The sequence below is a fragment of the Mesorhizobium sp. M0340 genome (genome assembly GCF_040321535.1).
Classification (GTDB): Bacteria; Pseudomonadota; Alphaproteobacteria; order Rhizobiales; family Rhizobiaceae; genus Mesorhizobium.
On sequence record NZ_JAMYRR010000015.1, the window covers coordinates 146,689 to 172,844 of the forward strand.

A 26,156-nucleotide genomic window follows, 5' to 3' on the forward strand; every position below is an offset into this window, starting at 1 on the left:
GCAAGTCAACTGCGGCATACGCTATGACCAACGAGTTGGGCGACATCGGATTCGGCTATCGGCCGCGCGCGGCCTATGCCAGCGACCCGGCAAAGTCGCGCGGGCGGTTGTTCGACGAGGTGGAAAGCCCGACGCGCACGCCGTTCCAGCGCGACCGCGACCGCATCATCCATTCGACGGCGTTCCGCCGGCTGAAGCACAAGACGCAAGTGTTCGTCGCGCACGAAGGCGACCATTACCGCACGAGGCTGACGCATTCGATCGAGGTCGCGCAAATCGCACGCGCTCTGGCGCGGGCGCTGCGCGGCGACGAGGACCTGGCCGAGGCGGTGGCCCTGGTGCACGACTTCGGCCACACGCCCTTCGGCCATACCGGCGAGGACGCGCTGAATGAGAAGATGGCCGCCTGGGGCGGATTCGACCACAATGCGCAGTCGCTGCGTGTGGTGACGCGGCTGGAGCGGCGCTATGCCGAGTTCGATGGGCTGAACCTCACCTGGGAAACGCTGGAGGGGCTGGTCAAGCACAATGGCCCACTGACCGATGCCAAGGGCAAAGGGCTGAAGGGGCGGGTGCCGCAGGCAATCCGCGACTATTCCGAACTGCACGACCTCGAGCTCGACCGCTTCGCCGGTATCGAGGCGCAGTGCGCGGCGATTGCCGACGACATCGCCTACAACACCCACGACATCGATGACGGGCTGAGGGCAGGGCTGTTGACGCTCGATATGCTGGAGGGCGTTTCGCTGCCGGGGTCGATCCTCAAGGGCGTGCGTCAGCGCTATCCGGCGCTCGATGACGTACGCACCGGCCACGAGCTGATGCGCCGGCAGATCACCATCATGGTCGAGGACGTGATCGTCTCGACGACGGCCAATCTGGCGCGCATCAAGCCTGACAGCGCCGAAGCGGTAAGGGCGGCCGGCGAGACGATGGTGAGCTTCTCCGCCGAGACGGCCGTATGGGAAAAGGAGCTGAAGGCCTTTCTTTACAAGCATCTCTACCGGCACGCGGACGTCATGCGGGTGCGCGCCGAGGCCGACCAGATCGTCAGGGACCTGTTCGACGTCTATTTCGCCGATCCGCGCGCCATGCCGGATGGCTGGCGCGAAGGGCTCGACCGGGCAGAGGACCGCGTCAAGGCGCGCAGTGTTGCCGATTTCCTGGCCGGCATGACGGACACTTATGCGCTCAAGGAACACAGGCGTTTGTTTGACCATACGCCGGATTTGAGCTAGGGCGGGCTCGATTTTGCCGGCCAGCGAGCCGGCCCCCTGCAAAACCGTCAGAGCCACAGCAATGAACATCTTCGCCGATTTCAACGCGCGAATCATAAAGGCCGTCGAAGCGCTTGATTTGAAAGACAAGGATGGCGCGTCGCCGGACCTGTCGCGCATCGCTGTCGAGCCGCCGCGCGATGCCAGCCATGGCGACCTCGCGACCAACGCTGCCATGGTGTTGGCCAAGCCGACCGGCCAGAATCCGCGCGCGCTGGCAGAAAGGCTGGCTGAGGCGCTGCGCGCCGACGAGGATATCGCGGCCGCCGAGATCGCCGGCCCGGGCTTCGTCAATCTCAGGCTCAAGGACGGTTTCTGGCAGGCGCATCTGACGACGCTGCTCGGCGAAGGCCGCAATTACGGCCGCTCGACTGTCGGCGGCGGCAAGAAAACCAATGTCGAATATGTCTCGGCCAACCCGACCGGGCCGATGCATGTCGGCCATTGCCGGGGTGCCGTGGTCGGCGACGCGCTCGCCAATCTGATGGCCTTCGCCGGTTACGACGTGACCAAGGAATATGTCATCAACGATGCCGGTTCGCAGATCGACGTGCTCGGACGCTCGGTCATGCTGCGCTACCGCGAGGCGCTTGGCGATGAGATCGGCGACATTCCGGCCGGGCTTTATCCAGGCGACTATCTGATCCCCGTTGGTCAAGCGCTGGCCAGCGAATTCGGCCGCTCCCTGCTGCAGATGCCGGACGAGGAGGCGCTTGCCATCGTCAAGGACAGGACGATCGATGCGATGATGACGATGATCCGCGAGGATCTGGCGCTGCTCAACGTGCATCACGACGTCTTCTTCTCCGAGCGGACGCTGCATGCCAACAATGCGAAGAAGATCCGCTCGGCGATCAACGACCTGACGCTGAAGGGGCACATCTACAAGGGCAAGCTGCCGCCGCCCAAAGGCGAGAAGCCGGACGACTGGGAGGACCGCGAGCAGACGCTGTTCCGCTCGACCGCAGTCGGAGACGACATGGATCGGGCGCTGGTCAAGTCGGACGGCACCTTCACCTATTTCGCCGCCGATGTCGCTTACCTCAAGGACAAGGTCGATCGCGGTTTCGTCGATCTGATTTATGTGCTTGGCGCCGATCATGGCGGCTATGTGAAACGGCTGGAAGCGCTTGCCCGGGCGATTGCCGGCGACGAGGTCAAGCTTACCGTGCTGCTTTGCCAGCTGGTGAGGCTGTTTCGCGCCGGCGAGCCGGTGCGCATGTCGAAGCGGTCGGGCGAGTTCGTGACCTTGCGCGAAGTGGTCGAGGAGGTCGGCCGCGACCCGATCCGCTTCATGATGCTCTATCGCAAGAACGACGCGCCGCTCGACTTCGACTTCGCCAAGGTGACCGAGCAGTCGAAGGATAATCCGGTATTCTACGTGCAGTATGCCTCGGCGCGCTGCCATTCGGTGTTCCGGCAGGCGAGCGAGCAATTGGGCGAGGCCATGTTCGACCGCAACCAGCTGGCCGCCGAAGTGGCTTTGCTGACCGACGAGGGTGAGATCGGCCTGATCAGGAAGCTCGCCGAATATCCTCGGCTGATCGAAGCCGCGGCCCTCGCGCTCGAGCCCCACCGGCTGGCATTTTACCTCTACGAACTCGCTTCCAGCTTCCACGGACACTGGAACCGCGGCACCGACAATCCCGACTTACGTTTTGTTAAGGTTAACGACCGACAATTGACGCATGCCAGACTAGGGCTGGTGCAGGCTGTTTCGGACGTTTTGACGTCCGGCCTGACGCTGATCGGAGCCAATGCGCCCACCGAAATGCGTTAGGTTTGAGTAAAAAACCTGTCACCTTTTGCCCACATTGCGCTGGTAAGGGCCAACCCTACGCGACGTCCATGGCGTCCGAATGAGTGCGAGTTCGGGAACAATAATGGCAGACAGAACCCAGCTGAGAGCAGCCGACCACAACGACATCGCCAGCGATGATCCGTTCGCGGAACTGACCAGGATCATGGGGTTCGACCCGCGCCAGCCGGTCAAACCGCAAACGCCGGCCCAGCCGAAAACCGCTGCCGCCGAACCGTCGGTGGACGAGGGCGATTTCGAGATCGATCTCGAGAAGGAGTTGATGGGCGAATTCGGCGCCGACGCCAATGATAATGCTTCCCCTGCCAAGCTTCGCGAGCCGACACCCGAACCGACCGCCGCCGACGAAATGGAGGACGCGCTTGCTGCCTCATTCGAACAGGATTTCGCGTTCGACGACAGTGCGGTGGATGATGTTGCTCCTGTTGCGGCCGCTCCTGTTGCCGCCGACGAAATTGCCTCCGGCCCCGAAAGGGCGTTCGCTCCCGCTGTCGAGCCGGAGTTCGATGAAGAGTTCGATAACGCCGTCGCCGGCTCGCTCGAAGACGTGTCGCCGTTCGAGGACGACCTTTCGAGTGACGACGAACTTGCCGCCTCGCTCGACCAGGATTTTCGGCTCGACGACGATGTGACCGGCGAGGACGAACCCAGGGCCGCGGCCGAGGCGATCGAGCCGGTCGACGAGCCCGCCTTGGACCCTGAGTTCGACGACGCCGTGGCAAGCTCGCTCGAAGACGAGCTGATGCTCGAAGAGCATGAGCCGATGGAGCAGGCGGTCGCCGTTGAAACGGCGGCGCAAGCGGCCGCGCCTGCGTTCGATGACGCATTCGACGACGCGGTTGCAAGCTCGCTCGAAGACGAGCCGATGTTCGACGAGCAGGAGCCGGCTGATAACGCCGCCCCGGCATCGCCGGTTGAGGCGGCCGATGAGAATTTTGCCGGCCATGCCGATGATGCCATGGCCGATGTCGACATGGACTTCGACGTTCGCGCGAACGAGCCTGCCGAAATCGAAGAACCAGAGTTTATCGAAGAGCTGTCGATCGAAGAGCCAGAGGCCGCCCGGCTTTCCGGCACGGCCGCTGAAGCGGCGCTCGACGACGATTTCGATCTGAGCTTCGACGATGCGCCTGCCGAGCACGCCGAACAGCCCGTAGCGCAGGTCGTTGCAGCCGAACCAGCGGCCCAGGCCGCCGCCGTCGTCCCAACGGCCCCAGTGGCCGAGGAACGCAGCCTGGAGGACGAACTGAACGCGCTGTTGGGTGCGATGAGCACACGGCCGGCACCAGCGGTCAACGAACCTCAGACAAGCCAGCAGCCTGCCCAGCAGCCTGCCCAGAAGCCCGTGATGGCTGTTCAGCAGCCCATCGCGCCGGTAATTCAGAAGCCGGCAGTGGCTGCTGAACAGCCAATGGCGGCGGTCAAAGACGTCGCCAACGACCCGGTGCATGCTGTCGACGAGCTGGATTGGGAACTCGACGAGCACGAGCCCGCTGAGCCGCAGCAGTCCAGTGCCGCCGATGACGCCGATCTTGGCAGTGTCCTCCTCGATGAGCTTGAAGGCGAGGATTTCGGTGTTGAAGCCGCTACCGGACCTGCGGGTGATTTAGACAACGATGCGCTCGACGCCGACTTCGCCAGGAACATCGGCCTGGATCATGACTCGGCCGACAAGAGTGCGGCAGCTGCTGCCGAAGAAGACCCGCTCGATGCGCTGAACTGGCTGACGACACGCGCCACGCCGCCCGAGCCGGCCCGCTCGTGGAGCCGCGTGACGCCGGTCGCACAGCCTCAACCCGCTTTTGCAAGCCAGCCGGTGGCTTCGGCGCGTCCGGCACCACCGCCGCAGCCGGCTGCAACGCCGTCCTATCGGGCCGCACCGGTCGAAGAGAGGCCGTCCTATGAAGGCCAGGTATCCCGTGAAGATAGGTCATCCTATGAAGATCGGCCCGCCTACATGGAAGCTGCGCCAAGCTCGCATCAACAGCCTTCCGCCTATGACGAGATGCCCGATGTCGAGACGGTCGACGTGCCCGAGCGCGTCGTGGCGCTGGCGGACGATCTCGACATTCCGGAGCTCAACTTCGACGATGACGAGCCGGTGGCGCCCGCCTACGACGATCTCGATGCCGATTTTGCCAGCCTTCTCACCGAAATGAATGCCACGGATATAGCGCCGGCCCCGGTGCGCAGTGCTGGCTATGACGATGAATACGATGCCGGCTTCGCGTCTGGCTACAAGCAAGATCGCGGCGAGACGCGCGCCTATGGCACCAAGCCTGCGGAAGCCCCTGTCAGCCCGGCAGCCGCTTCCTATGCGGATGCAGCGGACGGTTTCGATCTGGGCTCGTTGCCCGGCGGCCAGCCGGTTTCGCAAGCCGACGATTTCACCTTCGATGAGCTCGACTACGATCCCGAACTGGACGAGGAGATGTCGGTTCCCGGCCTCGCCGAACGCGAGGCCGAAAGGCAGCCGCGCAGGCGCGGGCTGCTGATAGGTGCGGTGGTCGGCGCCGTTGCGATCGCCGGCGGCCTTGGCGCCTTTGCGTTGACCCTCGGCGGCAAGAGCGGCGGCGATGCGCCGGTCATCGTCAAAGCCGACAACAGGCCGATCAAGATCAAGCCAGAAAATCCAGGCGGCACTGTCGTGCCGAACCAGGACAACAAGGTTTATGACGCTGTGGCCAAGGGCGCCAAGCCCGCCGAGCCGGTTCAGCAGAAGCTGGTCACCAACACCGAAGAGCCTGTGGACCTGAAGGCCAACGAACCGGAGAGCCGCGTCGTCGATCTTTCGCCCAATGACCCCGATGCCGCGGACGATATCGACGCGCCCGGTACCGTGGCGTCCGATAGCAATGCGTCTGGCACCAACGCGCCTGACGCCAATGCACTTGGCGCCAATGCGGCTGGCGCTACCGAAACCGCCGCCGCACCGGCGCCCAAGTCCGAGGATCGCATCGCGCAGGTTCTGCAGGAGGTCGACAAGGGTGCCGAGACCGTCGCCGTTGCGCCGCGCAAGGTACGGACCATGGTCGTGAAACCTGACGGCTCGCTGGTGGCGCGCGAGGATCCGGCGCCAGCCGCCCCGCAGATGGCCGCTGCCGAGCCGGCCGATCCGGCGCCGCAGCACGTGGCTCCGGCCGCCCAGGCGGACGCCGCCGCGCAGACCGGCACCGTGCCCCTGATCGACCAAATGACAAGCGACCCAAAGATTGGCGACCCGAAGATTGGCGACCAGCCGAGTGGCGATCAGGCGAGCGGCGATCAGGCCGAAACCCCCAAGCTGCAGCCGGCGCCCAAGCCCGACACAAAGGCTGAAGCCAAGGCCCAGGCGTCAGCCAGCAAGCAGTCGGCCACCACCCCGGCCACGGTTCCGGTGGCGCCGCAGCGCCCGTCCGACCAGCCGATCGACGTGGTCGGCGAGGTCAAGCCCGATCAGGTTGCTTCCATCGATCCGGCCGCGGCCGGCGCTGGTTCATGGTCGATACAGATCGCTTCGCAGCCGACAGTCGAAAGCGCCCAGGCGACTTACCAGGATCTGCAGCGCCGCTACGGCAGCGTGCTTTCCGGCCGCACCGCCAACATCGTCAAGGCCGAGATCGCCGGCAAGGGGACCTTCTACCGCGTCCGCGTTCCGGCGCAGTCTCGCAACGAGGCGATCAAACTGTGCACCAGCTACAAGGCCGCCGGCGGCAATTGCTTCGTGTCCCACTAGCGGCACCAAAGCGCCTCGAAAAGCCGGCGCCCGCGCCGGCTTTTTTGCGTGAACGGAAACCTTTGGTGGGAATTGCGGGCGATTCCCTTTGTCGTCGCGAAGCTCTAAACTGTTCCGCATGACCGAATCAAAATCCATGATCCTCGGCTGCGCCGGGAAATCACTGAGCCGCGACGAGATCCGTTTCTACCGCAACGAATGCCCGTGGGGCTTCATCCTGTTTGCGCGCAATATCGGCGAGACCGAGCAGATCCGCGATCTGGTCGCCGCCATGCGCGACTGCGTCGGGCGTGCGGACGCGCCGGTATTCATCGACCAGGAGGGCGGCCGCGTGCAGCGCCTGCGGCCGCCGCTGGCGCCAAACTATCCGGCTGCCGGTGCACTCGGCGCCTTGTGGCGCGACGACCATGACGCCGGCACCCGTGCCGCATGGCTGATGGCGCGGCTGCATGCCTTCGACCTGCTGCGCTACGGCATCACGGCGGATTGCCTGCCGGTGCTCGACGTGCCGATCGAGGGCGCCAGCGACGTCATCGGCGCGCGCGCCTATGGCAAGGAGCCGCGCGCCGTCATCGAATTGGGTCGCGCCGCGGCGGAAGGCCTGATGGCGGGCGGCGTGCTGCCGGTGATGAAGCATATTCCCGGTCATGGAAGGGCCTTCGCCGATACGCATTTCGAACTGCCGACCGTCGACGCCTCGATCGGCGACCTGCAGCGGCATGATTTTGCGCCATTCAGGGAGCTCAACCATTTGCCGATGGCGATGACGGCGCATGTCGTCTATAGCGCGATCGACCCGAAGAACCCGGCCACCACATCCGGCAAGGTCATCGAAAAGATCATCCGCGGCGAAATCGGCTTCGACGGTCTGTTGATGAGCGACGACACTTCGATGAAGGCACTTTCTGGGGATTTCCCGTCAAAGGCGGCCGCTATCCTTGCGGCGGGCTGCGATCTGGTCCTTCACTGCAACGGCGTGTTCGAGGAGATGGCCGGCATTGCATCGCGAACGACCGGGCTTGAAGGCAAGTCGTTTGAGCGCGCGGAGCGGGCGCTGACCTATATCAGGAACCGTGACGTTGCGGACGAGACCGAGATTCGGGCCGAATTTGCCAGTTATTTCGACGCGGTAGCCTAGCATCGAAGGAAGCGAAGTGGCGGAAGCATTGGACCTGAAGGCCGGCAAGGCCGCACCGATGGACCGCTTGTGGGCCGAGAACGACGATTCCCGGCTGACCGGCGATCCGGCGTTGGTCGTCGATGTGGCCGGTTTCGAAGGTCCGCTCGATCTTCTGCTGCATCTTGCCCGCAATCAGAAGGTCGACCTGTCGCGCATCTCGATCCTGGCGCTGGCCGAACAGTATCTGGCGTTCGTCGAGAAGGTGAGGGCGCTGAGGCTGGAGCTTGCCGCCGACTATCTGGTGATGGCAGCGTGGCTGGCGTTTCTCAAGTCGAAGCTCCTGATCCCCAAGCAGCCCGGCGACGAAGGCGAAAGCGGCGAGGAACTGGCGGCGGTGCTGCAGTTCCGGCTGAAGCGGCTGGAGGCCATGCGCGACGCGGCGGCACGGCTGGTCAACCGCAACCGGCTCGGACGCGACGTGTTTGCACGCGGCATGCCGGAGATGGTGATCGTCGAGAAGCGCAATGCCTATTCGGCCTCGCTCTATGACCTGTTGACCGCCTATGCCCAGCAGCGCCAGAAGCAGGCGATCACCAATGTGACGATTGCCAGGCGCGGCGTGTGGTCGCTCAAGGATGCGCGCGACGTGCTGACCAGGCTGATCGGGTCGCTGCGCGACTGGACGGCGCTCGATAGTTTCCTGGTCGAATATCTGGCCGGCCCGGAAGACCGGCGCACCGCGGTTGCCAGCTCGTTTGCCGCGACACTGGAACTGGTGCGCGAAGGCAAGATGGAAATGCGGCAGGACCAGGTGTTCGCGCCGCTTTATCTGCGCGGCCGCGCCCAGGCCATCAAGATAGTCGAGGTGACATCATGAGCGAACGCGCCAACGCTTCGATCATTCCGTTCAAGGTCGAGGACGACGCCGAGCAAGGCGCGGTCGCCGAGAATCCGGCACAAAATCAGGGGCAAAATTTGTCGCGGAATCCTGGCGAGCGGCTGCATATGGCGGAGGCCGTACGGATGGCCGAGGCGATCGTATTCGCCAGCGCCGAGCCGGTCAGCGAAAAACAGCTCACTTCGCGACTGCCCGACGGCATCAACATTGCCGCGGCAATGGCCGAACTGCAGCAGGTCTATGCGCGGCGCGGCGTCAATCTGGTGCGCGTCGGCGATGCCTGGGCGTTTCGCACCGCCGGCGACCTCGCCTTCCTGATGAGCCGTGACACGGTGCAGCAGCGCAAACTGTCCCGCGCTGCCCTCGAAGTGCTGGCGATCATCGCCTACCACCAGCCGGTAACGCGCGCCGAGATCGAGGACATCCGCGGCGTCGAGACGTCAAAGGGGACGCTCGACACGCTGATGGAGACCGAATGGGTGAGGATGCGCGGCCGGCGCCGCACGCCCGGCCGTCCCGTCACCTATGGCACGACCGATATTTTCCTCGACCATTTCGCACTGGAGGAGATACGCGATCTCCCCGGCATGGAGGAATTGAAGGGTGCGGGGCTGCTGTCCGGCCGTATGCCGTCGAATTTCTCGGTGCCGCTGCCGCCGGCCGACCCCGATGCGCTCACCGACGACGAGGATCCGCTGACCGATATCGACCTCGAGGAACTCGGCCTTTTGACGCCGCGCGTCACGGAAGATTGAGCCGAGCGCCATCTTAAAGCCACAGGCAGGATGGAACTGCGCCGATTGGTAGCGGGCCGCCGTGCCGAAAGTGCGTGACTTCGGCGACTCATTCATGAACTCTGTCGCAGTTCTGTTTGAATCCGAACCCGAAAGCGCATAGATCAGCGTCTGGGAAACCGTTCGAGAGAGATTTGCTATGGGTTCATTTTCGATTTGGCACTGGATGATCGTTCTGGTGATCGTGCTGCTGGTCTTCGGCCGCGGCAAGATCCCCGAGCTGATGGGCGACATGGCCAAGGGCATCAAGAGCTTCAAGAAGGGCATGGCGGACGACGAGACTGCCGACGACAAGCGCACCGTCGAACACCGTGCCGACGAAACCGTTTCGGTACCGAAGGAAAAGGCCAGCAAAGGCTGAGCCCAAACTTTAGTCGGAACGTATAGCCATGTTCGAAGTCGGCTGGACCGAGATGCTGGTGATCGCGATCGTCATGATCGTGGTCGTCGGGCCCAAGGATTTGCCCAACATGCTGCGCACCTTCGGTCGCACGACGGCGAAGCTGCGCGCCATGGCTTCCGATTTCCAGCGGCAGTTCAACGACGCGTTGAAGGAAGCCGAACTCGACGACGTCAAGAAGTCGGTCGATTCGCTGAGAAGTCTCAATCCGGCAGCCGAGATCAGGAAGCAGCTCAATCCATTCGAACAGGCCGCCGCCGACGTCCGTTCCGGCGTCGATGCCGTGATGAAACCCAAGCCGGCCGTCGATGCCGCCGCTTCGACGGAGCAGGCAGCCGAGCCGCTGAACAACGGCGCAACGACGATGCCGGGCGTCAGCCCGCCGGAGCCGACGCCGGCCACGCCGATCTTTCCGGCGATGACGGACGAGTCCGTCGTGGCGCCGGCCATGCAGGCGCAAACGGCTGCGGCGGCAGTGCCGCAAAAAGCATCTGCGGCAAGGAAGAAGCCGGCGCCCGCGAAAGCCGCGGCCGCCGCGCCGGCCAAGCCGGCAAAGACCGCTGCGCCAAAGGCCGCCGCAAAAGCTGAGCCGAAACCGCAGTCGCCAGCAGCGAAGAAGCCGGCGTCAGCAGCGAAGAAGCCGGCCGCCAGGAAAACGGCGGGAGCCGCCAAGTGAGTGTTTCGGACAAGGAAAAGGACGAGATCGAAAAATCGTCGGCTCCGCTGATGGAGCACCTGATCGAGCTGCGCCGGCGCCTGATCTGGTCGATCGGCGGTTTTTTTGTTGCCTTCCTGGTCTGCTTCTTTTTCGCCAAGCGGCTGTTCAACCTTCTGGTCATTCCGTTCAAATGGGCCACGCAATGGGCCGGGCTCGACCCGCACAAGGTCGAGCTGATCTATACGGCGCCACAGGAATTCTTCTTTACCCAGGTCAAGCTCGCCATGTTCGGCGGCATGGTCATAGCCTTTCCGCTGATCGCCACGCAGATCTACAAATTCATCGCGCCCGGCCTCTACAAGAACGAACGCAATGCCTTCCTGCCGTTCCTGATCGCCTCGCCGATCCTGTTCCTGATGGGCGCGTCGCTGGTCTATTTCTTCTTCACGCCGATGGTGATGTGGTTTTTCCTCGCAATGCAGCAGACCGGCACCAATGACCAGGTGCAGATTTCGCTGCTGCCGAAAGTGTCCGAATACCTCAGTCTGATCATGACGCTGATCTTCTCCTTCGGCCTGGTGTTCCAGCTGCCGGTAGTGACAAGCCTGATGACGCGGGTCGGCATGCTGTCGTCCACGGCCCTTGCCGAGAAGCGCAAATGGGCGATCGTCATCGCCTTCGTCGTGGCGGCGGTGCTGACGCCGCCCGACCCGATGAGCCAGATCGGCCTCGCCATTCCGACGATCCTGCTCTACGAGGTCTCGATCTGGTCGGCCCGGCTGATCGAACGCAGCAAGGAGCGCGACCGTGTGGCTCGCGAAAAACAGGACGCCACGGAAGAGGTGGCCGACAAGCCGGCGGACGCGTCATCGACGTAGGTTCGGTTGAAGCGGACAGCATCTTTCTTCCAGCCGCTGCAACTTTGTTCTTGCTTTGTGCCGGCAGCTATGCTACTAATTTGGCTATGGTGCCAATTGGCTCCAAAAACCCGCCCACTCAGGGCGGGTTTTTTGTTTCTTCCTTTTGAAGTTCCGGTGTTGCCGCCTGAGGTCGGCGGGACAGCGCCCCCCTCTGTCCTGCCGGACATCTCCCCCACTTGGGGGGAGATTTGGCAACTTCGCCGATGGCTTGCTTTTTCAGCGCCGGAGATTGGCGAAAGCCGCAGTGACGGCCGATCTCCCCACCCGTGGGGAAATGTCCGGCAGGACAGAGGGGGGCGCGAAGGAACTCTGCCTTGACGCCTTGCATCGATGCGGTTTACCCCCTCTGGCCTACTCAAGGACGAACAGACCATGCTTGACATCAAATGGATTCGCGACAACCCGAAGGCCCTTGTCGAAGCGCTCCAGAAGCGCTCGTGGTCGGCTGAGGATGCGCGGTCCACGGTCGACGACTTGATCGCGGCGGATGAGGCGCGGCGCGAGCATCTGACCGAGCTGCAGGCCAGACAAGAACGCCGCAACGCCGCCTCGAAGGAGATCGGCAATGCCATGCGCTCGGGCGACGCCGCTCTTGCCGAAAGGCTGAAGGCCGAGGTCGGCGAGATCAAGGCCTTCATCCAGAATGGCGAGGCGCGCGAGCGCGAGCTCGACAAGGCGCTGAACGATGTGTTGGCAGTGCTGCCAAACGTGCCGTTCGACGACGTGCCGGTCGGCAAGGATGAGCACGACAACGTCGTCAAGCGCGTCGTTGGCGAGGTGCCGACGCGGCCGAACTGGGTGAAGGAGCATTTCGAGATCGGCGAAGCGCTCGGCATGATGGATTTCGAGCGGGCAGCACGGCTTTCCGGCTCGCGCTTCACCGTGCTCAAAAGCGGCCTGGCGCGGATGGAACGCGCGCTCGGCCAGTTCATGCTGGATCTGCACACCACCGAGCACGGCTATGTAGAGATCCAGCCGCCGTTGATGGTGCGCGACGAGGTGCTTTTCGGAACCGGGCAACTGCCGAAATTCGAGGAGGATTTATTCTTCGTTCGGCACGGGGACGGCAGGCTTGGCCTGATCCCAACCGCCGAAGTGCCGCTAACCAATCTCGTTCGCGACGAGATCACGCCGCACGAAAAACTGCCGCTGCGCTATACGGCGCTGACGCCGTGCTTCCGCTCCGAGGCGGGCTCGGCCGGGCGCGACACGCGCGGCATGCTGCGCCAGCACCAGTTCTACAAGGTCGAACTGGTGTCGATCACCGACCAGGAGACTTCGGTTGCCGAGCATGAGCGCATGACCGAATGCGCCGAGAAGGTGCTGAAGCGGCTCGGCCTGCCGTTCCGCACCGTGACGCTGTGCACCGGCGACATGGGCTTTGGCGCGCGCAAGACCTACGACATCGAGGTCTGGCTGCCCGGCCAGAATGCCTATCGCGAGATATCGTCGTGCTCGGTATGCGGCGATTTCCAGGCGCGGCGCATGGACGCCCGCTACAAGGACAAGGACGGCAAGGGCAACCGCTTCGTCCACACGCTGAACGGTTCGGGCACCGCCGTCGGCCGCGCTCTCATTGCCGTCATCGAAAATTACCAGAACGAGGACGGCAGCGTAACCATTCCTGAAGCGCTTCGGCCTTACATGGGCGGTCTGGAAAAGATCGAATCGAAATAATGCGCATCCTTCTGACCAACGACGACGGCATCCATGCCGAGGGCCTTGCATCACTCGAACGCATCGCGCGCACGCTGTCGGACGACGTCTGGGTGGTGGCACCGGAACAGGATCAGTCCGGCTATGCGCATTCGCTCTCGATCTCGGAGCCGCTGCGGCTCAGGAAAATCGGCGAAAAGCACTTTGCGGTGCGCGGCACGCCGACCGACTGCGTCATCATGGGCGTGAAGAAAATCCTGCCCGAAGCGCCTGACCTGATCCTGTCCGGCGTCAATTCCGGCGCCAACATCGCCGACGACGTCACCTATTCGGGCACGGTCGCCGGCGCCATGGAAGGCGCGCTGCTCGGCGTGCGCTCAATCGCCATCAGCCAGGCCTATTCCTATGTCGGCGAGGACCGCGTCGTTCCCTACGAGACCGCGGAAGCGCTGGCGCCGGCGCTGCTCGAAAAGCTCGTCGCCATGCCGTTGCCGGACGGCGTGCTGCTCAACGTCAATTTTCCGAATTGCGAGCCGCAAGAGATCGCCGGAACTGTGGTTACTTCGCAGGGCAAGCTGGTCCACAGCCTGTGGGTCGACGAGCGGCGCGACGGGCGCGGCCTGCCATACTATTGGCTGCGCTTCGGCCGCGAGCCCGTCGAAGGCAAGCAAGGCACCGACCTCCATGCCTTGCGCAATCGGCTGGTGTCGGTGACGCCGCTGCAGCTCGATCTCACCGCACATGAAATCCGCGATCAACTGGCCAAGGCGCTCGCATGAACTCGAACCACGCTGCAACGGTCGACGAGCGCGAAGGTTTCGCTGCCTTCCTGCTTCGCCTGCGCGGCAGGGGCACGGTGCCGAAGGCGCTGATCGCCGCCTTTGAGGCGACGCCGCGGCGCGGCTTTCTATCTCCGCATTTTCACTCCATAGCCTGGTCGGACCGTATGCTGCCGATCGAATGCGGCGAGGCCATCGAAGGCGCCGACCTGCAGGCGGCGGTGATCGCGGCACTTGCCATCGAGCCGGGCAACCGGGTGCTCGAGATCGGCACCGGGTCCGGCTACACGGCGGCGGTGATGTCGCGGCTTGCCGCGCGGATCGTCACCATCGACCGTTACAAGACGCTGGCCGAACAGGCCCGGCAGCGCCTTGAAGCACTCGCCATCGGCAATGTCATCGTGCGTCAGGCGGACGGTTCCAGCGGGCTGGCCAACGAAGCGCCGTTCGACCGCATCGTTGCCTGGGCGGCCTTCGACAGCCTGCCGCGCTTTCTCCTCGATCAATTGTCGAGCGGCGGCATCGTCATTGCGCCGATCGGACCCGACGAGGGCGAGCAGGTGCTGGCCAAGCTTACCAAGGTCGGCAGCCGCTTCGAACGCGAGGATATCGGCCTGGTGCGCCTGCAGCCGATCCTGCACGGTGTCGCCGCAGTGATCTAGGCTGTGATATTCAGGTGAGGTCGGCCTGCAAATGGCGGCTTCCTCCGCTTCCGGTGCTCACGTACCCAAAAGTACGCTCCGCTCCGGTTCTCGGAACCCACCATTTTCGGCTCGGCCTGACCTGAATCTCGGCACACCCGGCGCCCGGATCCTCGAATATTTTAAGAAAATTTGCGCCTGATTCTACAGGTTTAACCGACCGGTAACATTAACGCGCTTTAATCACACTCAGTTGTACCGGGTCTGTGCGGGTTAGTGCGATGCAATTCAGTGTTTTGAAGGCAAACGGACGCAATCTGGCGCGTGGCTGCGCCGTCCTCATGATCGCAGGCGCTGCGACGGGGTGTAGTTCCCAGGTGGCGCGGTTCAACAGCGTCGACGACGTGTTCACCGCCTCGACCAACAACCAGCGCGCCATCATCGACAAGCAGGATGCTACCCAGCCCTATCCGGGCGATGTTGCGGCCGCGCCGATCGACGGCAGCCACACCCAGTCGGTCAGCCGCTCAAGCCTCGAACCGGTCACGGCACAGCAGTTGCCACCGCCGGCTCCCGCGCTGGCGCCTGCCGCCCGTCCGGTGCGTACCGCTGCCGCGCCGGCCCTGGCGCCTGCCGCTCCTCGTGTCGACAGGACGGCAACCGGCACCGTCGCTCCGGCGGCAAGGCCGTTCAAGAACGCCGAGCCCGACGCGCCGCGCCTGGCGACGGCCGCCGGCGCACCGCATGCAACCGAGATCGTCGTCAAGGACGGCGAGACCATTTCCGGCCTGTCACGGCGCTACGGCGTGCCGGCCGATGCCATCATGAAAGTCAACGGGCTGAGCGCGACCAAGGGGCTGAAGACCGGCCAGAAGCTCGTCATCCCGGCCTATGCGTATTCGAGCAACGGCGCCGCGCCAAAAGTCGCCGATGCCAAGCCCGCGAACGGCACCAGGCACGACCAGCCGGCCGACGCGCCGGAGAAGGTGGCCGTGCTGCCGCAGCAGCCGAAACTCAGGGAAGGCAAGTCTGCCGCGCAGGTGGACGCCTCGGCTGCCGCGAGCCAGCCGAAGGATGGAAAGACTGCGGCGAAGGTGGCTTCGGCGACGGCCAAACCGGCCGGTGCCGGCGGCACTTACACGGTTCAGCAAGGCGATACGCTGTCCGCCATTGCCAGAAAGACCGGCGTCGGCGTCGTTGCACTGAAGCAGGCGAACGGCATGCAGGATGGACTGCTCAAGATCGGCCAGACCCTCAAAGTGCCGGCAGGCGGAACCGCTGTCGTCGCCGGCGTGAAGCCGGCTAAGGTCGATCCGGTGACGACGGCTACCACCGAGCCGCCGGCCAAGGCTACGCCGACGCAGACGCTCGCCTCCTACACGCCGCCGAAGAAGGATGCGAAAGTCATCCAGCAGGCCGAGGACGACGATGCGGTGGCGCCGGACGCGACCGGCATCGGCAAGATGCGCTGGCCGGTGCGCGGCCGCGTGATCTCAAGCTTCGGCGGCGGCAAGGACGGCGTCGACATTGCCGTGCCCGAGGGGACGCCGGTCAAGGCGGCTGAAAACGGTGTCGTCATCTATGCCGGTGACGGCCTCAAGGAATTCGGCAACACGGTGCTGGTGCGGCACGAAAACGGTCTGGTCACTGTCTACGGCCACGCCAGCTCGATCGAGGTGCAGCGCGGCCAGAAGGTCAAGCGCGGCCAGGAAATCGCCCTGTCCGGCATGAGCGGCACCACCGACTCGCCGAAACTGCATTTCGAAGTGCGCAAGAACTCGGCGCCGGTCGATCCTTCGACCTATCTCGAATAGACGACGAAAAGCGATTTGCGGGCCACCTGACCTTCAGCCCGCCGAGGAAGTCCGCTCCGCAAGGTGCGGGCTTCTTCTGCTGTTAGTCCTTGAGCGGCTAATCCTTCAGCGGCTTGCCGAGCCTGCCAGCCAGGTCCTGGGTGAACTGCCAGGCGACGCGGCCCGAACGGCTGCCGCGCGTCGTCGCCCATTCCAGCGCCTCGGCGCGCAGCGTCTCGGGATCGATGGCGAGATCGTGATGGCGGACATAGCCGTCGATCATGTCGAGATATTCGTCCTGCGAACATTTGTGGAAGCCAAGCCACAGGCCGAAGCGGTCCGACAGCGAAACCTTCTCCTCGACCGCTTCGGACGGATTGATCGCCGTCGAGCGCTCATTGTCGATCATGTCGCGCGGCAACAAATGCCGCCGGTTCGAGGTGGCGTAGAAGATGACGTTGGCCGGGCGGCCCTCGACGCCGCCTTCAAGTGCTGCCTTCAGCGATTTATAGGACGTGTCGTCATGGTCGAATGACAGGTCGTCGCAAAACAGGATGAAGCGGAAGGGCGCTGCCTTCAGCAGGCTCATCAGCTTCGGAAGCGTGTCGATGTCTTCGCGATGGATCTCGATGAGCTTGAGCGGCAGGTCGAGCTTGGTCGAAGCGTTGACCGCGGCGTGCACGGCCTTGACCAGCGACGATTTGCCCATGCCGCGCGCGCCCCACAACAGCACGTTGTTGGCGGCATAGCCGGAGGCGAAGCGCTCGGTGTTGTCGACCAATATGTCGCGGACGCGGTCGACCCCGCGGATCAGGCCGATGTCGACGCGGTTGACCTTGAGCACCGGCTCCAGATAGCCGGGATCGGCCTGCCAGACGAAGCAATCGGCGTCGCCGAGGTCGGTTTGCGGCACCGGCGGTGGCGCGAGGCGGGCGATCGCCTCGATCAGACGGTCGAGCTTCTGGCTCAGGATATCGATGGTGCTGTCGGTCATCTCTTGTCTTTTTGTTCGCATTCGGGACGGTGCGGCAGGCCAACCTACCTGATTTCAGCGGTTTCGAAACTCGTCCCAAGCATTTGTTCGGGCATCATCTTTTGCGAAAACCGAGCGTCGCTTTTCGGGATCACCCTCTAACACGGCTCACCAGGCCGGAAAAGCAGCCGATTTGCCCGGCCGCGCAGTTGCATTGGCAACGTTACCGATTATATTCCGGCCAAATTTGGCGGGGCCGTCAAATTCCCAGAACGGCTGTTTTTAAAATTCAGGAGTACCTCGATGTTCGTGACACCGGCATACGCCCAAGGCATCGGCGGGGACTCGTCCGCAATGTTTATCCAGATCGTGCCGTTTGCTCTGATTTTCGTGATCATGTATTTTCTGATCATCCGGCCGCAGCGCACGCAGCTGAAGAAGCGCGGCGAGATGCTGGCGGCGGTTCGCCGCGGCGACACCGTTGTCACCGGTGGCGGCTTGGTCGGCAAGGTAACCAAGGTGATCGACGATAACGAGCTCGAGATCGACCTTGGCGGCGGTACCAAGGTGACGGCGCTGCGCTCGACGATCGCCGACGTGCGCGTCAAGGGCGAGCCGGTGGCGAACCAGAACGCCAAGAAATAACCGAATTGTCGGCGGAACGATCCGCCAGTACGCCCTGACGGACGACGCCATATGCTTTATTTTTCGCGCTTCAAGATGATCCTGATCTGGCTGGCCGTGGCCGCCACAGTGGTCCTCGCTGCGCCCAACCTTTTTTCCGCCAGCACGCTGGCTAAGCTGCCCGACTGGGTGCCGAAGCGGCAGATGACGCTCGGCCTCGACTTGCAGGGCGGCTCGCACATCCTGCTCAGGATGGATCCGAACGATCTGATCAAGGATCGGCTGGAGACGACGCGCGACGAAATCAGGACGCTGCTGCGCGATGCCAAGATCGGCTATACCGGCCTTTCCGGAACGGGCCGCACGGTGCAGGTCCGCATCACCGATCCCGCACAGATCGACGCTGCCAAGACAGCCTTGAAACCATTGACCAATCCGGTGGCCGCAGGCCTGTTCAGCGGCGGCTCCATCCAGGAGATGACGCTGGATGATTCCGAGCCCGGCCTGCTCAAATTCTCCGTCACCGATGCGGGGATCAAATATCGCACCTCGACGGCGCTGACGCAGGCGATCCAGGTTGTCGAGCGTCGTGTCAACGAACTCGGCACCACCGAGCCGATCGTGCAGCGCCAAGGCGACGACCGTATCCTGGTGCAGGTGCCTGGTCTGCAGGATCCGCAACGGCTGAAGGAAATTCTTGGCCAGACTGCCAAGCTGACCTTCCAGATGGTCGACCAATCGATGCCGGTGCAGGACGCTCTGAACGGCCGTCCGCCGCCGGGATCCTCGGTGCTGTATTCGCAGGACGACCCGCCGGTTCCGTACCTGATCGAGAACCGCGTCATCGTTTCCGGCGAAAACCTCGTCGATGCCCAGGCGACCTTCAACTCCCAGACCAACGAGCCGGTTGTTTCGTTCCGGTTCGATTCGAAAGGGGCGCAGCGGTTCGGCCAGGCGACGGCACAGAACGTCGGCAAGCTGTTTGCCATCATCCTCGACAATCAGGTGATTTCGGCGCCGCAGATCCGTGAACCGATCCCGGGCGGTACCGGCCAGATATCGGGAAATTTCACCGCCGAGAGCGCCAACGACCTCGCCGTGCTGCTGCGCGCCGGCGCCTTGCCAGCGACGCTGACGGTAATCGAAGAGCGGACGGTGGGGCCGGGACTTGGCCAGGACTCCATCCATGCCGGCAAGGTCGCCGGCATCATCGGGTCGATCCTGGTGGTGGCGTTCATGTTCGTCGCCTACGGTTTCCTCGGCTTCCTCGCCAACATCGCGCTGGCGGTGCATGTGGCGATGATCGTCGGGCTGCTGTCGCTGCTTGGAGCGACACTGACCCTACCCGGTATCGCCGGTATCGTGCTGACCATCGGCATGGCGGTCGATTCGAACGTTCTCATCTATGAACGCATCCGCGAGGAGCGACGTGCCGGCCGCTCGGTCATTCAGGCGATCGATACCGGTTTCAGCAAGGCGCTGGCGACCATCGTCGATTCCAACGTGACCTCACTGATCGCGACCGTGGTGCTGTTCTGGCTCGGAACCGGGCCGGTGAAGGGCTTTGCCGTCACCTATGCCATCGGCATCCTGACTACGGTCTTCACCGCCTTCACCTTCACACGCCTGCTCGTGTCGATCTGGCTTCGCCGCGCCCGTCCGAAGGAGTTGCCGCGGGCGCCTGTGACGTTCATTCCACCAGGCACGAAAATTCCGTTCATGGGTATCCGCCGCTGGACGTTCACACTGTCCAGCGTGCTTTCGGTGCTGTCGGTCATCGGCTTCATGACCATCGACATAAATTACGGCATCGATTTCAAGGGCGGCTCACTGATCGAGGTGCAGTCCAAGGCCGGCAATGCCGATCTGGCCGACATCCGCGGCAGACTGACGGAACTTAATATCGGCGAGGTGCAGGTTCAGCAGTTCGGCGAACCGAACGACGTGCTGATCCGCGTCGGCACGCAGGCGGGCGGCGAGAACGCTGAGCAGACCGTCATCGACAAGGTGCGCGGCGAGCTGCAGGATCAGTATGATTTCCGCCGCGTCGAAGTGGTGGGGCCGACGGTCTCGGGCGAGCTTGCCAAGCAAGGCACCATCGCCATGCTTATCGCGCTGCTCGGCATCCTGATCTATGTCTGGTTCCGCTTCGAATGGCAGTTCGCGGTCGGCGCAATCGTTGCGACCGTGCACGACGTGGTCATGACGATCGGCTTCTTCGTTATCACCGGCCTGGAATTCAACCAGTCGTCGCTGGCGGCGATCCTCACCATCATCGGTTATTCGCTCAACGACACGATCGTCGTCTATGACCGCGTTCGCGAGGATCTGCGAAAATATAAGCGAATGCCGCTGCCGCAACTGCTGAACAACGCCATCAACGAGACGCTGTCGAGGACGACGCTGACCTCGGTGACGACGATCCTGGCGCTGCTGGCGCTGGTGCTGTTCGGCGGCGAGGTGATCCGCTCGTTCACAATGGCGATGCTGTTCGGCGTCGTGTTCGGCACTTATTCGTCGATCTTTATCGCCGCGCCACTGCTTATCCTGTTCAAGCTGCGGCCGCAGGCCACAGCGTCCGATGAGGAAAAGCCGGTGGGCGGCGGCAAAGCCATAACCACCTGACGGCTTGCCTCAAAAGTGGCCAAGGGCATCGTCATCCGCGAGGCGCATTTCCCAGGCCGCGCACCGATCGAGGCTTACGGCAATGGCGGTTTCCGCTTTGCCGACATGTCGCATCGCGGCTCGCTGCTGTGCCTGCCTTCGGGCATATATGGCTGGGAGCCGGCCGATCCGTTGGCGCTGACGGCAGCGGATTTCGCCAAGCTGTTCAACGAGGCCGCCAAGGTTGAGATCCTGTTGGTCGGCAGCGGCAAGGATCTGAGGCCATTGCCTGCCGCGCTGCGTACGGCGCTGAAAGAAGCGGGCATTTCCGCCGATCCGATGTCGACGGGGGCGGCGGTGCGGACCTATAATGTGCTGCTGGCGGAAGATCGCGCCGTGGCCGCAGCGCTCATCGCCGTCGACTGACGTGGCCGAAAACACCAAAGTCGTCATGGACACGGTGCGTGCCGCCGACCATGACCGCTATCTCAGTGTGCTCTATGCGCCCGAGAACAAGCGCGACGCGCTGTTTTCGCTCTATGCCTTCAATGCCGAAGTCGCCGGCATACGCGATCGCATCCACGAGGCGCTGCCGGGCGAGGTGCGGCTGCAATGGTGGCGAGACGTGATCGCCGCCGAAGAGGATCGGACTCAGATCGGCCATCCCGTGGCGGACGCGCTGAGGGCGGCGATTTCCGCCCACCGCCTGCCTAAGGCCGCTTTCGACAATATGCTCGAAGCGCGCATCTTCGATCTCTATGACGATCCGATGCCGTCGCGCACCGATCTCGAAGGCTATTGCGGCGAGACTGCCGCAGCACTCATCCAGCTTGCGGCGATGGTGCTCGATCCGGTCCAAGCACCACGCTTTGCCGAACTTGCCGGCAGGGCAGGTTGTGCGCAAGCGATGACCGGTCTCCTGCTTCTGCTGCCGCTGCATCGCAAGCGGGGACAGTGCTTTGTCCCGGCCGATATTTTGGCTGCGGCGGGATCGTCGCCGCAAGAGTTCGTTACAGGTGACGGCGGGCCGGGCGCGGAACGCGCGGTCGCCGCGATGATCGCGCTGGCACGCGAGCATCTTTCCGCTTTCGAGCAGGGGGCATTCGCTCTGCCGGTTTCACTGCGCCCGGCCTTTCTGCCACTGGCTCTGACGCGCGCCTATCTCGACAAGATGGACGGCTCCCGCCATTCACCGCTTGATAGCGCGGTGCGGCTTTCGGCCTTGCGCCGGCATTGGCTCTTGTTCCGGCGCGCGACACGGGGCTGGCCGGTCGCATAGTTGGCTGCCGCGTAGCCAACCCGACCGTTATTCCGCAGCTTGCGCTGTTGCAGGCAGCCCCAGCCATTCGCGGCAGTCGGCCAGCGCACGCGATGTCACCGCGTGCCGCTTGGCGACCGTCTTGTCCTTGCCGCGCAGCCGCTTGCCTTCGATCTTCGGCGCGTCCACCGGCGGGAACAGGCCGAAATTGACGTTCATCGGCTGGAAGGATCGCTTTCCCGGCTCGTCGTCGGAGACAATATGGCCACCGGCGATGTGATTGAGCAATGCGCCGAAGGCGGTGGTCAAAGGCGGCAGCGACGGCGCATGGCCAAGCCTTTCGGCGGCGGCGAAACGCCCGGCGAGCAAGCCGATGGCGGCACTCTCGACATAGCCCTCGCAGCCGGTGATCTGGCCGGCAAAACGCAGGCCGGGCCGCGACTTCAACTGCAGCGAAGCGTCGAGCAGCGTCGGCGAATTGATGTAGGTGTTGCGGTGCAGGCCGCCTAGGCGGGCAAATTCGGCCTTTTCCAGCCCGGGGATGGTGCGGAATATGCGCACCTGCTCGGCGTGCTTCAGCTTGGTCTGGAAGCCGACCATGTTATAGAGCGTGCCCAGCGCATTGTCCTGGCGGAGCTGAACGACGGCATACGCCTTTACAGACGGATTATGCGCATTGGTCAGTCCCATCGGCTTCATCGGCCCGTAGCGCAATGTCTCGACGCCGCGCTCGGCCATCACCTCGATCGGCAGGCAGCCGTCGAAATAGAGCGTGCCTTCCCATTGCTTGAATTCGGTTTTCTGGCCGTGGACCAGCGCCTGCACGAAGGCAAGGTACTGCTCCTTATCCATCGGGCAGTTGATGTAATCCTTGCCGGTGCCGCCGGGGCCGACCTTGTCGTAGCGCGACTGGAACCAGCAGATGTCCATGTCGATTGTGTCGAAATGGACGATCGGCGCGATGGCGTCGAAGAAGGCGAGCGCGTCGGCGCCGGTTGCTTCCGCGATCGACTGGGCGAGCGAAGGCGCGGTCAGCGGGCCGGTGGCAACGATCGCCTGGTCCCAATCCGCCGGCGGCAGGCCGGGCACTTCCTCACGCTGGATGGTGATGAGCGGGTGGGCTTCGAGCGTTCTGGTCACCGCGTCGGAAAACCCGTCGCGGTCAACGGCAAGCGCACCGCCGGCCGGCACCTGGTGAGCATCGCCGGCGCTCATGATCAGTGAACCGGCCAGCCGCATTTCGGCGTGCAGCAGGCCGACGGCATTGGTTTGCGCATCGTCGGAGCGGAAGGAATTCGAACAGACGAGCTCGGCCAGCCCGTCGGTCTTGTGCGCGTCGGTACCGCGGACGGGACGCATTTCATGCAGGACAACTGGAACGCCGGCCTCGGCCGCCTGCCAGGCGGCTTCGGAGCCGGCAAGTCCGCCGCCGATAACGTGAATGGGGTTCTTGTCCATGAGCGCCGAAATAGTCGCTTGGCGCAAGGATTGCAATTGCCACACGGGAGAATGGCTGACGGGGGAAGCCGCCTCAAAACAACAACACCCGCCGGGGGAGGAGGTCCGGCGGGTGTCGTTTTGTTGGTCGATCCTCGGGAGGAGGTGAAGATCGACCGTATTCGTCATTGCCGGGGAGGAGGTCGGCTTTGACGAAATTCTTTTCGCCATTTGAAGGGCGCGAAACCCTTTTAGAAACAACCTGGAAACAGCGCCCGCCGGGGGAGGAGGTCCGGCGGGCGCCGTTTTTGTGGTCAACCCTCGGGAGGAGGTGAAGGCTGACCGTATCCGTCAGGGTCGGGGAGGAGGTCGACCCTGGCGAAATTCTTGTGGTTAGATCGCCTTGCGAGCGATCATCTTGATTTCGTCGCGGACGATGCCGAGATCGTTGAGCTGGCGGTTCGACAGGCGACCCAGCTCGGTAACCGTCTCGCGGTAGACGCGCCAGTTACGGTAGTTGCGGATCAGGTTCATTGTCGTTCTCTTTTCAAAACTGGTTCGGACCATTTGCGGCCCGAAGGATTAGACCGACTTGCGGGCGACGTAGTGAATGTCGCTGCGGCTGATGCCGAGATCGGTCAGTTCACGGGTGCTCAGGCGGCTCAGCTCGGACACGGTGTCCCTATAGCGGCGCCAGTTGCGATAGTTGCGGATCAGGTTCATGGTAGTCTCGTTTCGTCTTTCTTTCGGATCATTCCGTCTTTGTCTGCACCGTGAAAATAGGTGGGGTCATATCGATTTAAAAGCGCTATTGGTGCATGGCAGCAATGCAATTTGTGCAATGCAACATTAACGCGCGTCCGGTTTTCCGCCCAGATCGGAAAATGCCGTTAGGTCAAACGCTTGGCTGGACAAGCTAAAAGGACCAAGGAGAGGGGGAGGGGCATGGCGAGCTATTCGTCACGGGTCAGGTCGGATATCGCACGATGGCAACAGGCCGGCCTGATCGACGCGCCGACAGCCGTTGCGCTGACGCGCGACGTCGAGGCAAACGAACGCAAATCGCTGAGTTTCGGCTCGATCCTGGCGATGATGGCGGCGCTGCTGTTCGGCGCCGCTATCCTGATCTTCATCGCCGCCAACTGGGAAGTCATCCCGCGGTTGGTGCGGGTCGCGGCACTTTTTGCCGTTATCCTTGCCGGCTATGTCGGCGGGGCGGTGCTGAAGATGCGCGACCATGCGGCGATCGGCGAGGCGCTGTGGATCGTCGCGGCAGCAGCGTTCGGCGGATCGATCGCGCTGATCGGCCAGATGTATCATTTGTCGGGCGACGAGGCCTCGGCCTTGATCACCTGGGGCGCCGGCACGGCGCTGGCGGCGGTGGCGCTGCGCTCAAACCCGCTGACCGTCGCTGCCGTCGGCATCGCCGATGCCTGGCTGTTCCTGAGAGGGTTCGACTACTTCCGGCGCACGGAATTTCCGCATCTCTTCGTGGTCATGGCGCTAATTCTGTTTGCCGTTTCGTTCTGGACGCGCAGCCAGGCGGCGCGCCACCTGATCATCCTGTCGGTGCTTTTCTACCTCGTGCTGTTGGCCATGGAATATGACACGCTGCAAGTCGCCATCCCGCTCGTTGCCGCGTCGGTGCTGCTTTTTACCGCTGCGATCTTTGCTGCCGGGCCGGTCGAGAGGGTTTTGCAACTCGGCGGCAGGTTACCCTTGCACGCGCTGATCGGCTTTCTCGCCGGCCTGGCGATGATCCAATTCGAACTGGCGGATGAAAGCAGCTACAATGGCGGCTTCGCCATTGCCTCGGCTGTTGCGCTGGCCGGCATCGTCGCGGCGATCGTGCTGGGCGGCCGCGAGAGCCGGGGACTGCGCTGGGTTGCCTATGCGGGCTTCGCCTTCGAACTCGCCATCATCTATGTGGTGATGCTGCAATCAATGCTCGACACGGCAGGCTTCTTCCTTGCGGCGGCGGTGCTTCTCGCCGTTCTTGCTTTCATTATCATCCGCATAGAAAAGCGTATGAACGCCTCGAACATGACCGGAGCGGCGGCATGATGACTGGCAAAAGACTGATCATCTCGGCGCTGGTCCTGGCGCTCGTCCAGATCGGCTTTCTGAGCTGGATCATCGCCGGACGCGCGGCGATCCTGCGCGATGGCAAGCAGGTCCTGCTCAGGATCGAGCCGATCGATCCGCGCGATCTCTTGCGCGGTGACTACATTCTGCTCGGCTACGATATTTCGCGCATACCGGTGAAACTGATCGGCAACATTCCGGCCGGCAAGCTTTCCAGCGAGGAAACGTCGATCGTGGTCAGGCTGAAGCAGGGCGCTGATGGCTATTGGGGGCCGACCGCGGCTTGGTTCGGGCAAGCGCCGGCGCCGGCAGCATCCGGCGAAGCCGATATCGTCGGACACGTCTCCGAGGGCTGGGATATCAGCCAGGGAGCAACGACGATCGCGCCGGAGTATGGCATCGAGCGCTTCTATCTGCCGGAAGGCGAGGGGATAGCGATCCAGAACGACATGCGGGTGCGGCCGTTCGGCATCCGCGTGGCGATCGCCGCCAACGGCACGGCGCAGATCAAGGCGCTGGTGGACGGCGACAAGACACTGTTCGAGGAGCCGCTTTATTAGATCGCGCTACTGCCTTGTCAATGACCCTCCTTCGCCAGGGCTTCGGAGGACCTTCGAGTGGCCTGCCACCCGAAGCTCGAAGAGCGAAGGGATGGTGCGGATGAAGGGACTCGCACCCCACGCCTTTCGGCACTGGAACCTAAAT

Annotated in this window: 23 protein-coding genes; 19 read left to right on the forward strand and 4 right to left on the reverse strand. The window is 63.4% G+C overall.

Annotation, left to right across the window (positions count from 1 at the left end; genetic code table 11):
• The first annotated feature begins 23 nt into the window (after positions 1-23).
• From NKI79_RS21580 to NKI79_RS21640, 13 genes are all read left to right on the forward strand, one after another.
• Complete coding sequence (locus NKI79_RS21580) at positions 24-1,238, forward strand: deoxyguanosinetriphosphate triphosphohydrolase (protein ID WP_352804246.1); 1,215 nt, start codon at positions 24-26, stop codon at positions 1,236-1,238.
• A 61-nt stretch (positions 1,239-1,299) separates the two neighbouring features.
• Entirely contained in the window at positions 1,300-3,057 is a 1,758-nt protein-coding gene (argS, locus tag NKI79_RS21585; protein WP_352804249.1) for an arginine--tRNA ligase, read from the forward strand.
• Positions 3,058-3,160: 103 nt separating this feature from the next.
• On the forward strand, positions 3,161-6,811 hold the full coding sequence (locus NKI79_RS21590) for an SPOR domain-containing protein (protein WP_352804252.1): 3,651 nt from the start codon (positions 3,161-3,163) through the stop codon (positions 6,809-6,811).
• Between the two features lie 118 nt (positions 6,812-6,929).
• Complete coding sequence (gene nagZ / locus NKI79_RS21595) at positions 6,930-7,949, forward strand: beta-N-acetylhexosaminidase (protein WP_352505845.1); 1,020 nt, start codon at positions 6,930-6,932, stop codon at positions 7,947-7,949.
• A 58-nt stretch (positions 7,950-8,007) separates the two neighbouring features.
• Positions 8,008-8,808: a segregation and condensation protein A gene (locus tag NKI79_RS21600; protein ID WP_352505869.1), complete on the forward strand. Its 801-nt coding sequence runs from the start codon at positions 8,008-8,010 to the stop codon at positions 8,806-8,808.
• The gene (gene scpB / locus NKI79_RS21605) at positions 8,805-9,584 is read left to right on the forward strand and encodes an SMC-Scp complex subunit ScpB (RefSeq protein ID WP_352804255.1); all 780 of its coding nucleotides are present in this window, start codon (positions 8,805-8,807) and stop codon (positions 9,582-9,584) included. Before NKI79_RS21600 ends, scpB begins: the two co-directional genes overlap by 4 nt.
• Before the next feature lie 178 nt (positions 9,585-9,762).
• Entirely contained in the window at positions 9,763-9,984 is a 222-nt protein-coding gene (locus tag NKI79_RS21610) for a twin-arginine translocase TatA/TatE family subunit (protein WP_352479789.1), read from the forward strand.
• Between the two features lie 28 nt (positions 9,985-10,012).
• A complete protein-coding gene (tatB, locus tag NKI79_RS21615; protein ID WP_352804258.1) occupies positions 10,013-10,699 on the forward strand; it encodes a Sec-independent protein translocase protein TatB in 687 nt (228 codons plus the stop codon).
• A complete protein-coding gene (gene tatC, locus NKI79_RS21620; protein WP_254818322.1) occupies positions 10,696-11,559 on the forward strand; it encodes a twin-arginine translocase subunit TatC in 864 nt (287 codons plus the stop codon). Before tatB ends, tatC begins: the two co-directional genes overlap by 4 nt.
• A gap of 414 nt (positions 11,560-11,973) precedes the next feature.
• Entirely contained in the window at positions 11,974-13,278 is a 1,305-nt protein-coding gene (serS, locus tag NKI79_RS21625) for a serine--tRNA ligase (RefSeq protein WP_352804263.1), read from the forward strand.
• Positions 13,278-14,036 carry a 5'/3'-nucleotidase SurE gene (surE, locus tag NKI79_RS21630; RefSeq protein WP_352646716.1) on the forward strand — a complete coding sequence of 253 codons (759 nt, stop codon included), beginning with the start codon at positions 13,278-13,280 and terminating at the stop codon, positions 14,034-14,036. The genes serS and surE overlap by 1 nt, the downstream gene beginning before the upstream one ends.
• Positions 14,033-14,698, forward strand: a complete 666-nt coding sequence (locus NKI79_RS21635; RefSeq protein WP_352804266.1) for a protein-L-isoaspartate(D-aspartate) O-methyltransferase — start codon at positions 14,033-14,035, stop codon at positions 14,696-14,698. The genes surE and NKI79_RS21635 overlap by 4 nt, the downstream gene beginning before the upstream one ends.
• A gap of 260 nt (positions 14,699-14,958) precedes the next feature.
• Positions 14,959-16,491: a peptidoglycan DD-metalloendopeptidase family protein gene (locus tag NKI79_RS21640; RefSeq protein WP_352804269.1), complete on the forward strand. Its 1,533-nt coding sequence runs from the start codon at positions 14,959-14,961 to the stop codon at positions 16,489-16,491.
• 97 nt (positions 16,492-16,588) lie between these two features.
• Here the strand turns inward: NKI79_RS21640 and NKI79_RS21645 are convergent, their stop codons facing one another.
• Positions 16,589-17,464, reverse strand: a complete 876-nt coding sequence (locus NKI79_RS21645; RefSeq protein WP_254818327.1) for an ATP-binding protein — start codon at positions 17,462-17,464, stop codon at positions 16,589-16,591.
• Positions 17,465-17,746: 282 nt separating this feature from the next.
• On the opposite strand from NKI79_RS21645, the gene yajC reads away from it, so the two are divergent.
• From yajC to NKI79_RS21665, 4 genes are read left to right on the forward strand one after another with little or no spacing between them, the layout of a single operon-like run.
• Positions 17,747-18,088: a preprotein translocase subunit YajC gene (gene yajC / locus NKI79_RS21650; protein WP_352451381.1), complete on the forward strand. Its 342-nt coding sequence runs from the start codon at positions 17,747-17,749 to the stop codon at positions 18,086-18,088.
• Positions 18,089-18,139: 51 nt separating this feature from the next.
• Complete coding sequence (gene secDF, locus NKI79_RS21655; protein WP_352804272.1) at positions 18,140-20,692, forward strand: protein translocase subunit SecDF; 2,553 nt, start codon at positions 18,140-18,142, stop codon at positions 20,690-20,692.
• A gap of 15 nt (positions 20,693-20,707) precedes the next feature.
• Positions 20,708-21,097, forward strand: a complete 390-nt coding sequence (locus NKI79_RS21660; protein WP_352505854.1) for an Mth938-like domain-containing protein — start codon at positions 20,708-20,710, stop codon at positions 21,095-21,097.
• A 25-nt stretch (positions 21,098-21,122) separates the two neighbouring features.
• Positions 21,123-21,950: a phytoene/squalene synthase family protein gene (locus NKI79_RS21665; protein WP_502909840.1), complete on the forward strand. Its 828-nt coding sequence runs from the start codon at positions 21,123-21,125 to the stop codon at positions 21,948-21,950.
• A gap of 27 nt (positions 21,951-21,977) precedes the next feature.
• Here the strand turns inward: NKI79_RS21665 and trmFO are convergent, their stop codons facing one another.
• From trmFO to NKI79_RS21680, 3 genes are all read right to left on the reverse strand, one after another.
• Positions 21,978-23,387, reverse strand: coding sequence for a methylenetetrahydrofolate--tRNA-(uracil(54)-C(5))-methyltransferase (FADH(2)-oxidizing) TrmFO (gene trmFO, locus NKI79_RS21670; protein WP_352804277.1), 1,410 nt, complete (start codon positions 23,385-23,387; stop codon positions 21,978-21,980).
• 372 nt (positions 23,388-23,759) lie between these two features.
• Positions 23,760-23,900, reverse strand: coding sequence for a DUF1127 domain-containing protein (locus NKI79_RS21675; RefSeq protein WP_254818334.1), 141 nt, complete (start codon positions 23,898-23,900; stop codon positions 23,760-23,762).
• A 48-nt stretch (positions 23,901-23,948) separates the two neighbouring features.
• Complete coding sequence (locus tag NKI79_RS21680) at positions 23,949-24,089, reverse strand: DUF1127 domain-containing protein (RefSeq protein WP_254818335.1); 141 nt, start codon at positions 24,087-24,089, stop codon at positions 23,949-23,951.
• Between the two features lie 222 nt (positions 24,090-24,311).
• Between NKI79_RS21680 and NKI79_RS21685 the strand changes: the two genes are divergently transcribed.
• Both NKI79_RS21685 and NKI79_RS21690 read left to right on the forward strand, forming a co-directional pair.
• Positions 24,312-25,430, forward strand: a complete 1,119-nt coding sequence (locus tag NKI79_RS21685; RefSeq protein WP_352804280.1) for a DUF2157 domain-containing protein — start codon at positions 24,312-24,314, stop codon at positions 25,428-25,430.
• Entirely contained in the window at positions 25,427-26,011 is a 585-nt protein-coding gene (locus tag NKI79_RS21690) for a GDYXXLXY domain-containing protein (protein WP_352804282.1), read from the forward strand. The genes NKI79_RS21685 and NKI79_RS21690 overlap by 4 nt, the downstream gene beginning before the upstream one ends.
• The last annotated feature ends 145 nt before the right edge of the window (positions 26,012-26,156 follow it).

Bases quoted from the DNA above. Each gene is read 5' to 3' on its own strand.
- NKI79_RS21685 (WP_352804280.1), top strand. From the start codon at position 24,312: ATGGCGAGCTATTCGTCACGGGTCAGGTCGGATATCGCACGATGGCAA.
- NKI79_RS21590 (WP_352804252.1), top strand. From the start codon at position 3,161: ATGGCAGACAGAACCCAGCTGAGAGCAGCCGACCACAACGACATCGCC.
- NKI79_RS21580 (WP_352804246.1), top strand. From the start codon at position 24: ATGACCAACGAGTTGGGCGACATCGGATTCGGCTATCGGCCGCGCGCG.
- NKI79_RS21635 (WP_352804266.1), top strand. From the start codon at position 14,033: ATGAACTCGAACCACGCTGCAACGGTCGACGAGCGCGAAGGTTTCGCT.
- NKI79_RS21640 (WP_352804269.1), top strand. From the start codon at position 14,959: ATGCAATTCAGTGTTTTGAAGGCAAACGGACGCAATCTGGCGCGTGGC.
- trmFO (WP_352804277.1), bottom strand. From the start codon at position 23,387: ATGGACAAGAACCCCATTCACGTTATCGGCGGCGGACTTGCCGGCTCC.
- tatB (WP_352804258.1), top strand. From the start codon at position 10,013: ATGTTCGAAGTCGGCTGGACCGAGATGCTGGTGATCGCGATCGTCATG.
- NKI79_RS21610 (WP_352479789.1), top strand. From the start codon at position 9,763: ATGGGTTCATTTTCGATTTGGCACTGGATGATCGTTCTGGTGATCGTG.
- argS (WP_352804249.1), top strand. From the start codon at position 1,300: ATGAACATCTTCGCCGATTTCAACGCGCGAATCATAAAGGCCGTCGAA.
- scpB (WP_352804255.1), top strand. From the start codon at position 8,805: ATGAGCGAACGCGCCAACGCTTCGATCATTCCGTTCAAGGTCGAGGAC.
- NKI79_RS21675 (WP_254818334.1), bottom strand. From the start codon at position 23,900: ATGAACCTGATCCGCAACTACCGTAACTGGCGCGTCTACCGCGAGACG.
- serS (WP_352804263.1), top strand. From the start codon at position 11,974: ATGCTTGACATCAAATGGATTCGCGACAACCCGAAGGCCCTTGTCGAA.
- NKI79_RS21680 (WP_254818335.1), bottom strand. From the start codon at position 24,089: ATGAACCTGATCCGCAACTATCGCAACTGGCGCCGCTATAGGGACACC.
- nagZ (WP_352505845.1), top strand. From the start codon at position 6,930: ATGACCGAATCAAAATCCATGATCCTCGGCTGCGCCGGGAAATCACTG.
- yajC (WP_352451381.1), top strand. From the start codon at position 17,747: ATGTTCGTGACACCGGCATACGCCCAAGGCATCGGCGGGGACTCGTCC.
- secDF (WP_352804272.1), top strand. From the start codon at position 18,140: ATGCTTTATTTTTCGCGCTTCAAGATGATCCTGATCTGGCTGGCCGTG.
- surE (WP_352646716.1), top strand. From the start codon at position 13,278: ATGCGCATCCTTCTGACCAACGACGACGGCATCCATGCCGAGGGCCTT.
- NKI79_RS21665 (WP_502909840.1), top strand. From the start codon at position 21,123: ATGGACACGGTGCGTGCCGCCGACCATGACCGCTATCTCAGTGTGCTC.
- NKI79_RS21645 (WP_254818327.1), bottom strand. From the start codon at position 17,464: ATGACCGACAGCACCATCGATATCCTGAGCCAGAAGCTCGACCGTCTG.
- NKI79_RS21600 (WP_352505869.1), top strand. From the start codon at position 8,008: ATGGACCGCTTGTGGGCCGAGAACGACGATTCCCGGCTGACCGGCGAT.
- NKI79_RS21690 (WP_352804282.1), top strand. From the start codon at position 25,427: ATGATGACTGGCAAAAGACTGATCATCTCGGCGCTGGTCCTGGCGCTC.